10 protein-coding genes are annotated in these 7789 nt (G+C 36.7%); 2 read left to right on the top strand and 8 right to left on the bottom strand.

The features are described 5' to 3' along the window. From ACIQ2S_RS09140 to ACIQ2S_RS09105, 8 genes are all read right to left on the bottom strand, one after another. Positions 1-676: DUF2490 domain-containing protein (locus ACIQ2S_RS09140; protein WP_396175204.1), on the bottom strand; the 676-nt coding region annotated here is incomplete at its 3' end. 48 nt (positions 677-724) lie between these two features. Beyond that, positions 725-1390 (bottom strand): hypothetical protein, encoded by a 666-nt coding sequence (locus ACIQ2S_RS09135; RefSeq protein ID WP_396175202.1) that lies wholly within the window; start codon positions 1388-1390, stop codon positions 725-727. A 92-nt stretch (positions 1391-1482) separates the two neighbouring features. Further along, positions 1483-2250, bottom strand: a complete 768-nt coding sequence (locus ACIQ2S_RS09130; RefSeq protein ID WP_396175200.1) for a prohibitin family protein — start codon at positions 2248-2250, stop codon at positions 1483-1485. Between the two features lie 94 nt (positions 2251-2344). Further along, entirely contained in the window at positions 2345-2656 is a 312-nt protein-coding gene (locus ACIQ2S_RS09125; protein ID WP_396175198.1) for a hypothetical protein, read from the bottom strand. A 16-nt stretch (positions 2657-2672) separates the two neighbouring features. After that, entirely contained in the window at positions 2673-4109 is a 1437-nt protein-coding gene (locus tag ACIQ2S_RS09120; protein ID WP_396175196.1) for an NADP-dependent isocitrate dehydrogenase, read from the bottom strand. A gap of 382 nt (positions 4110-4491) precedes the next feature. After that, positions 4492-5337: a hypothetical protein gene (locus ACIQ2S_RS09115; RefSeq protein WP_396175194.1), complete on the bottom strand. Its 846-nt coding sequence runs from the start codon at positions 5335-5337 to the stop codon at positions 4492-4494. A 19-nt stretch (positions 5338-5356) separates the two neighbouring features. Beyond that, complete coding sequence (gene kdsA / locus ACIQ2S_RS09110) at positions 5357-6175, bottom strand: 3-deoxy-8-phosphooctulonate synthase (RefSeq protein WP_396175192.1); 819 nt, start codon at positions 6173-6175, stop codon at positions 5357-5359. A gap of 57 nt (positions 6176-6232) precedes the next feature. Further along, positions 6233-6691: a 2-dehydro-3-deoxyphosphooctonate aldolase gene (locus tag ACIQ2S_RS09105; RefSeq protein WP_396175190.1), complete on the bottom strand. Its 459-nt coding sequence runs from the start codon at positions 6689-6691 to the stop codon at positions 6233-6235. 108 nt (positions 6692-6799) lie between these two features. On the opposite strand from ACIQ2S_RS09105, the gene ACIQ2S_RS09100 reads away from it, so the two are divergent. Together ACIQ2S_RS09100 and ACIQ2S_RS09095 are read left to right on the top strand one after the other, a co-directional pair. Further along, a complete protein-coding gene (locus ACIQ2S_RS09100; protein ID WP_396175188.1) occupies positions 6800-7354 on the top strand; it encodes a YeeE/YedE family protein in 555 nt (184 codons plus the stop codon). Beyond that, positions 7351-7764, top strand: a complete 414-nt coding sequence (locus ACIQ2S_RS09095; RefSeq protein WP_396175186.1) for a DUF6691 family protein — start codon at positions 7351-7353, stop codon at positions 7762-7764. Before ACIQ2S_RS09100 ends, ACIQ2S_RS09095 begins: the two co-directional genes overlap by 4 nt. The last annotated feature ends 25 nt before the right edge of the window (positions 7765-7789 follow it).

Raw genomic sequence — 7789 nt, 5'->3', positions numbered from 1 at the left:
TTTGGTTTAAGTAACCACCTTCCACTCGTAGCGATGAATTAAATTGATAACCCAGTAAAACACCGATTCTATTTTGGTCAAATACATTTTCATTGACGTTCTCACCAAAACCTATAAACACCTCGTTATAGGCCGCCAAATAGGGTGTTTTATCTTTTATTTCTGAACCTTTTAAGGGTATTTGAAGTCGGAACATATACCGAAGTCTATTTAAAAAAATAAAATCATCTTGAGTGTTTAAATCAGCGTCTGAGTAGGTGCCTATCCACCGTTGCTCGAGCATAAATCGATGCGACAAATCAATTAGGCCTACTTTATCGGAAATTGTAGCCATTTGGAAAAGGCGATGTTCAGTAAAATCTTTTCCAAATCCATTAATGGGAATTTCTCCATAGGGAAACGTTTCAATCCAACCATAACCCAAACGGAACTGAATTTTTGAGTTTAGTTGATAATTAACTCCCAATCGCAATAAACTTTGCTGCCACTCGGTGATGACTTCGTTTCTTCTAAATTGATATTCGGTGTGAATGTCAAATTTTTCAGAAACTTTAAATGTCCCAAAATAGTTATACCATCCAATGGAATTATAATTACTTGTTCGCGTGTTTTGTGCATGCAAACTGGTTACAAAAAAGCACGAAAAAAATATAAAAGAAGACACTAATTTTTGCATCGTAAAAAAAATTTGGGTTGAGTAATAGTACCCAACCCAATTTACAATTTATTTAGCAACTGGTGCATAAGGAAGCGATGATTTATGAACAATAATTCGCAATTTGCCATCTTTACCCTTTTTAAAGACCCAAGTTTTATCAACCATTACCTCTTTACCATCTTTTCCGGTTACCCAAACATTACCCATTGTGATTGCCACAGAACCGTAAATCTGGATGCCTTCGTTATTGGCACCGGCGTTGTCAAAACGTGCTTTTACCCAAGGTGTCAACGCGAAGCCTTTATCATTTGGATACGCTGGGTCTCCACCAATAAAATAGGCCAAAGCACCTTTTTTATCATTTCTAAACGTTTGGTCGCCAAAGGCTAAGGTGGGTTTGAAAAACACCTTCCCATTGTCATAATTATAGGCATCCGAAAGTACTTGCTCCGCAAATGCTTTGTAATCGCCACCTTCTTCTTTTAACTGACCGATATTTACTAAAGCGTCGCACCAGGCTTGTTGGGCAGCGTTTACTTCGTCATAAGTAATAATGTTTTGAGCACCTTCTTCTACGTAAACCAATCCTAAATCGTTAATTACTTTTTGTACACTTTCGTTGGTTTGCGAAACAACTTTGTCTGCTTCTTCTTTTGCCTGCTGCGTCAATTGGTTGCAGGATGCTGTAAAAGTTGCTACAACTCCCAATCCGATAATTACTATTTTTTTCATTTTATTTTTTTTTAATTTGCCCACTTCTTATACCGGTGTTCGGCATTTCCGTTGTTATTGAATTTTAAATGCTCGCTGTAATTGCATCTTTTTTAGTCAATCAAAAAAGGAGCTTTACCATCTGTAATAATCGTTTTGCTATTGGCTGATTTGGCAAGCTCATTAAATGCTTCGATACTTTTTAATTTTATAATTTCAGGGGTTAATCCTTCTGCTAAAATCTTTTGTGCATCTCTTTCACCTTTCGCCTTAATAATCACCCGATCAGCCTCTAATTTCTCCTGCTGAAGCACAAATTCCATTCGCATGGCATCTTGTTCAGCTTGCAATTTAAATTCAATCGATTTGGCAAGTCCCGCCGGAAGTTTGATACTTTTCATTAGTACCGATTCAATGATAATTCCTTGCGGCGATAGTAAAGAACCCATTTTATCCAGAATTGCCTTTTCAATGTTCGCACGCATGCCCGAATGCATGTCTTTTGCGAAATATTGTGCACAAACATCTGCAGAAGCAGATCGGAAAACATTTGAAATAATGGTTTCGAAGTTTGTTCCGTAAGTTCGGATAATGTTTGGCACTTTGTTTTGCTCCAATCGGTATAAAATTGAAATATCAGATTCAACACTCAAACCCTCTTTTGATGGTAAGCTCAGCGACAGTAATAAATCATTTGTTTGCACAGAAGTTATAATTATCTTACTTGTAAAAACATTGTACAGCACCGGACCTTGCAAAGTCACCTCATCTGAAAGATTTCCTAATCGCTGCTTTACACCAACTTCTCCGGGGCGAACAACAGCACAACCTGATAACAACAAAACAGCTAAAACGCTTGCTACTAAAATATCTTTTTTCATTTTGTAATTTTTTTTTTTTGCCTACTTCTTACTGCGGTGTTCGGCGAGTCCGTTTTTTTATATTTGTTTGCACTTTTAAGTTTTTATCCTGCAATTAAGCAGGTAAGGTTCCGCCTCGTATGATTTCATCAAAAATTCTGTTTACACCCATAATTGGAACAGCATTGATAGGAACCTCCTCGCCAATTTTATACCGGACGGCTTTTAAGATTTCTGTAAATAGTAGTGATTTAGATTGTGCAGTAATCACATTGTTAACGTCTTCCACAAAAGCATCGTCTTCCATTCTGTAGGATACATTATTCTCGTCGATCGAAGCTGAAGCAATTAGTCTTTCGGCGAGAAGATGCTTGACTAGTTCCTTTGAATGGTGATGCTTTTTTAAATAAATAACTACGTTTATCATTCGTTTGACTTTAAATTTATTGTCCCTGACCTAAGGAATAGGCCGCTTTTCCATCAAATGTGTATAAGTTCTCCGTTTTAATGGTATCAATATCTTTTTCAATGGCATTTTTTAAAAGTTGAGCGATATCAATCTTACTCATGTTTTTTGATTCATTTGGTTTGAATCGACATCTCCAATGGTCGGTACAAAACGTTTCTTTAAATCCGTCCGGCCACACCTTAATACCTCGGTTGGTAATCATGCTCAAATGAATACCTTCCAATTCAATTTTTTTGATTATTTCTGCTAGTTCATTTGGATTTGTTTGCGGCCAATGAACAAAAACATCCACTCCAACCAATTTTTTTTTGCCTAAGGGTTTTCGAATGTATTTTGGGAGATTTAAAGCAGCACTATTAGCATATGAAACCGATTTTAAGGTGGCGGGTTTGTGACCTAAATTGGCAATAACTGCTTGGGCAAATTCCTTGGTTCCCACCTTTTGCTTGCTGGTTCCTTCTTTAAAAATGTCATACGTGTGAATGCCATCTTCAAGGGTTTTTAGCCAAGCATTTTGAACTTTTTCTGCTACTTCTGTTTGACCGATATGATTGAGCATCATGATTGCTCCTTGCAGCAAACCGGAAGGGTTGGCCACATTTTGACCCGCTCTTCGTGGTGCCGATCCATGAATGGCTTCAAACATCGAACATTCTTCGCCAATGTTGGCAGAACCTGCTAAACCGACAGAACCGGTGATTTGGGCAGCTATATCACTTAATATGTCTCCATATAAATTGGGCATTACAATTACATCAAATGCTTCGGGAGTATCGGCCATTTTTGCAGCTCCAATATCGATGATCCAATGTTCGTTTTCTATTTCCGGATATTCTTTAGCTATTTCATCAAAAACCTGATGGAACAATCCGTCTGTTTGTTTCATGATATTGTCTTTGGTAAAACAAGTCACTTTTTTACGGTTTTGTTGTTTGGCATATTCAAAGGCGTAGCGTACAATTTTTTCGCACCCCGGTCTGCTTATCAATTTTAAACATTGAACTACTTCATCGGTTTGTTGGTGTTCAATTCCTGCATATAAATCTTCTTCATTTTCTCTTACAATAACAATATCCATTACCGGATGTTTGGTGTCTACAAATGGATGCAAGCTCATGCATGGTCGCACGTTTGAATACAATCCAAGAAATTTACGGGTGGTGACATTTAAACTTTTATAACCGCCTCCTTGTGGAGTTGTAATAGGTGCTTTTAGAAAAATTTTGTTTCTTCGGATGGTTTCCCATGATTCGTTTGAAATTCCGGAAGTGTTTCCGGCTAAGTACACTTTCTCGCCCACTTCTATTTCTTCAATGGCGATTTTAGCTCCTGCAGCCAAAATAATTTCTAATGTGGCATTCATTATTTCAGGACCAATACCGTCTCCTTTTGCTACTGTAATTGTTATCATTATAAAATTGATTTAAATTAGTCTGACAAAGGTCATAATTCTAATTCATAATTTTTTATTTATATTTTTAATGAAATACATAAAAATTATTTATGAAATATATAGACGTTTGCTGGAGGTAGCATCCAAATAACTCAGTAAAATCAATGCTTTTTAGTAGATTAAGAAAGTTGCTGCAAAAATTATTTGTGAAATCTTTAAGTTTATTTTAAATGTTTTTCACATTTTCAAATTTTGCAATTTTTTGACTTTCTGATTCGGTAACACTAAATTTTTGAATAATTCTGAATTTAGTATTGTAGTTGAAATTCGTTGCTATTGGAATAGAATAAAAAAAATGCTTCCGTTTCCGAAAGCATTTTTTAGTTAGAAATCTTCTTTTTTAAACCCTGAAAATACCACCTACAGCAATTATAGTTTCTAAAAACCAAAAATCCTGCGAAGCACGGTCTCGTGAATCACTTGTAGTTCGAATATCGTTCATGTTAATATAGCCACCTTTTAATTCGGTTTGAATGAAAAAGTGTTTGAAGAATGTAAAATTCAGACCTGCTTTTGCCGACAATCCGAAACCTGCTACGTGAAATTCATCGTGTCGATCCTGCCCAAACATTTGCACATTTGATTTGGGATACAAAATACCACCACCCACACCTTCGGTGATGTTAATTTGAAATTTATCGGTGTTTGGTAAATGGAAGAATGATGACACATCATCTACACGAGATATTTCACTATTTACATAATTTAAGCCATCGGTATGTTCAAACGTTAAAAACTGCTCCGTTAAATTTATTTGGCCATTTGGCAGTAATTCAAAATAAGTACCCGGATCAGGATAGTTGCCGTTTACGTCAACAGCCACATCTTGCCGCATGACATATTTCATGTGGTCTATACCTATAGAAATGTTGTAGTGGTCATTAATGAAATACCCTAAACGAAAATTGGTTTGGGGTTTCGTCATTGATCCGGGCATGAAATAATCTATATGCCATCCTTTGGGTTTATCTTGAGCAGGAACATCATAAATAGTAAAGTTATGATCGTCACCTGTAAAATGAATGTCAGAATCTGTAAAGTAACCTCTGTTACCTCCCCAAAAGACGTAAAACTTACCTTTGTTATGAGCTGTGTATTTTTCCGGTTTCACCAAAGTATCTTGGGCTGATAATTGTTGAAAAAACACATAAAAAAAGAACGTAATTACCAATGATTGATTTTTCAAGGGATAGAAATTTATGGCGTTAAAATTGATTAATTGTTTTGCGAATGGCGACCAATTTCGTCATCAAATCTTCAAAATAATCCAAATGTAACATATTGGCACCGTCACTTTTGGCATTAGCCGGATCAAAATGGGTTTCAATAAAAATACCATCTACACCGGTAACAATTCCTGCTTTTGCAATGGTTTCAATCATATCGGGACGACCGCCGGTTACACCCGACATTTGATTGGGTTGTTGCAACGAATGTGTGACATCCAAAACCGTTGTTGCAAATTGTTTCATGGTTGGAATTCCTCTAAAATCCACAATCATATCTTGGTAGCCAAACATGGTGCCGCGATCGGTAACCATCACATTTTCGTTTTGGCAATCCAACACTTTTTGAACGGCATGTTTCATGCTTTCCGGACTCATGAATTGTCCTTTTTTCAAGTTTACCGTTTTACCTGTTTTTGCCGCGGCAACAACAAGGTCGGTTTGACGGACTAAAAAAGCAGGAATTTGTAAAACATCTACATATTCAGCAGCCATTGCAGCATCTTCATTGGTGTGTATATCTGTAACGGTTGGAACTCCGAATGTTTGAGATACTTTTTGAAGTATTTTCAACGCTTTTTCATCACCAATTCCCGAGAAACTGTCAATACGTGAACGGTTTGCTTTTTTGAACGATCCTTTAAATACATAAGGAATGGCTAATTTATCGGTGATTGTTACCAAACGCTCGGCAATACGAAGAGCCATTTCTTCGCCTTCAATTGCACAAGGACCGGCTAGTACAAAAAAGTTCCCACTATCTAAATGCTTGATTTGAGGGATATTTGAAAGTGTCATAATTGAATTTTTAAGGTGCAAAAGTACGATTTTTTTATAATTCTTCTGTAACAAAAGTTACTCATCTTTTCTGGCTGTCAATCCTTTCGGGACCATTAATTTTCCGCGTTCATAAATGTTGAAATAAAGAAGCAAAGGTTCTTTACAACCGTCCCATGTAATTTCATAAACATCCAGAAATCCTGCACCATTGAGACTCCTTTTGGTGGGAAACGGACAGCAGCTCTCCAGTTTTTTAAAGCGAATTAATTCTCCGTTTGGACCTGCAAGTGCTTTCAGAAATCGGTCTTGATTGATGGTGTCGTTTAATGTACTTCGGTAGAAAATATTGATGGGATAATCTTCGTCGTAGCCGTATTTTTTATCGGTACTCACTTCGGTCAGCACAAAAGCATTGTTTTTTAGAATAGGTGCGGGGGCAGAATCGTCCACATTTTTCAGGGTGCTTTTGGGAGCCCCACAGGATAGTAGCATCAAAAAAATACTAATTAGTAAAAGAAAATTTAAACCTTTCATAAGTGACTTTTTAAATTTGAATCAAAGGTATAAGAAATTTTAAATAAACGAATTCGTTTGTATTTGTATTAACGCAAATCAAATTCTATTTTTGTAAAAAAAAAAGCAATGGAAGTACTTTCACAAACCTGGCATTGGTCCATTTCCGGTTTTCTAATCGGAGTGGTGATGTTAGCATTAATTTATTTTGGCAAGACCTTTGGCATGTCGTCCAATCTTCGTTCGCTTTGTGCCATGACGGGAATAGGGAAGAAGGTCTCCTTTTTCGCTTGGGACTGGAAAGCCCAACGGTGGAATTTAGTAGTAGCTTTTGGTGCGATGATTGGTGGATTTATTGCTGTTCATTTTTTGCATGATGTATCCAATGTAGCAATTAATCCGAAAACTATTGAACAATTGAGCACCTTAGGAATTGACGCTCCGGAAGGTAAATTAGTTCCCGATGCTTTAATTGAAAATCCGTCACCCCGAACCATTTTGTTATTAATTGGTGGTGGTTTGTTGATTGGTTTTGGCAGTAGATATGCCGGTGGTTGCACCTCTGGTCACGCTATTTCAGGATTAAGTAATTTACAACTACCCTCACTAAAGGCGGTTATTGGTTTTTTTATTGGTGGATTGGTGATGGCTCATTTTCTTTTACCCTTAATTTTTAATGCATGAATTTACTAAAATATTTACTCGTAGGAATTTTGTTTGGGATTGTATTGACCAAAACAGAAGCCGTGTCGTGGTACCGAATTTATGAAATGTTTCATTTTCAGTCCTTTCACATGTATGGAATTATTGGAACTGCAATCGCCACAGGCTTGATTGGTATTCAAATAATCAAACGCAAAAAGTTGAAAGACATCAATGGTCAGCCCATTGAGATTTTAGACAAAGAAGACGGCAATCTACGTTATTGGATTGGAGGGACTTTATTTGGATTGGGTTGGGCTTTGGTTGGATCATGTCCCGGACCTATTTTTATATTATTAGGAGCAGGTTTTTACAACATGATATGGGTGTTGTTAGGAGCTGTTTTTGGAACTTTTTTATATGGTGTGATTAAGGATAAATTGCCGCATTAAAACAAAAAAAGCGTTTGATCAATTG

It is taken from the genome of Flavobacterium sp. (assembly GCF_044371705.1).
Taxonomy (GTDB): domain Bacteria; phylum Bacteroidota; class Bacteroidia; order Flavobacteriales; family Flavobacteriaceae; genus Flavobacterium.
This window is presented reverse-complemented; position numbering and strand designations above follow the sequence as displayed.

What these genes read in the sequence shown, in the direction of transcription:
- ACIQ2S_RS09135 (WP_396175202.1), bottom strand. Translation starts at nt 1,390, where the DNA reads ATGAAAAAAATAGTAATTATCGGATTGGGAGTTGTAGCAACTTTTACA.
- ACIQ2S_RS09130 (WP_396175200.1), bottom strand. Translation starts at nt 2,250, where the DNA reads ATGAAAAAAGATATTTTAGTAGCAAGCGTTTTAGCTGTTTTGTTGTTA.
- ACIQ2S_RS09125 (WP_396175198.1), bottom strand. Translation starts at nt 2,656, where the DNA reads ATGATAAACGTAGTTATTTATTTAAAAAAGCATCACCATTCAAAGGAA.
- ACIQ2S_RS09120 (WP_396175196.1), bottom strand. Translation starts at nt 4,109, where the DNA reads ATGATAACAATTACAGTAGCAAAAGGAGACGGTATTGGTCCTGAAATA.
- kdsA (WP_396175192.1), bottom strand. Translation starts at nt 6,175, where the DNA reads ATGACACTTTCAAATATCCCTCAAATCAAGCATTTAGATAGTGGGAAC.
- ACIQ2S_RS09105 (WP_396175190.1), bottom strand. Translation starts at nt 6,691, where the DNA reads ATGAAAGGTTTAAATTTTCTTTTACTAATTAGTATTTTTTTGATGCTA.
- ACIQ2S_RS09100 (WP_396175188.1), top strand. Translation starts at nt 6,800, where the DNA reads ATGGAAGTACTTTCACAAACCTGGCATTGGTCCATTTCCGGTTTTCTA.
- ACIQ2S_RS09095 (WP_396175186.1), top strand. Translation starts at nt 7,351, where the DNA reads ATGAATTTACTAAAATATTTACTCGTAGGAATTTTGTTTGGGATTGTA.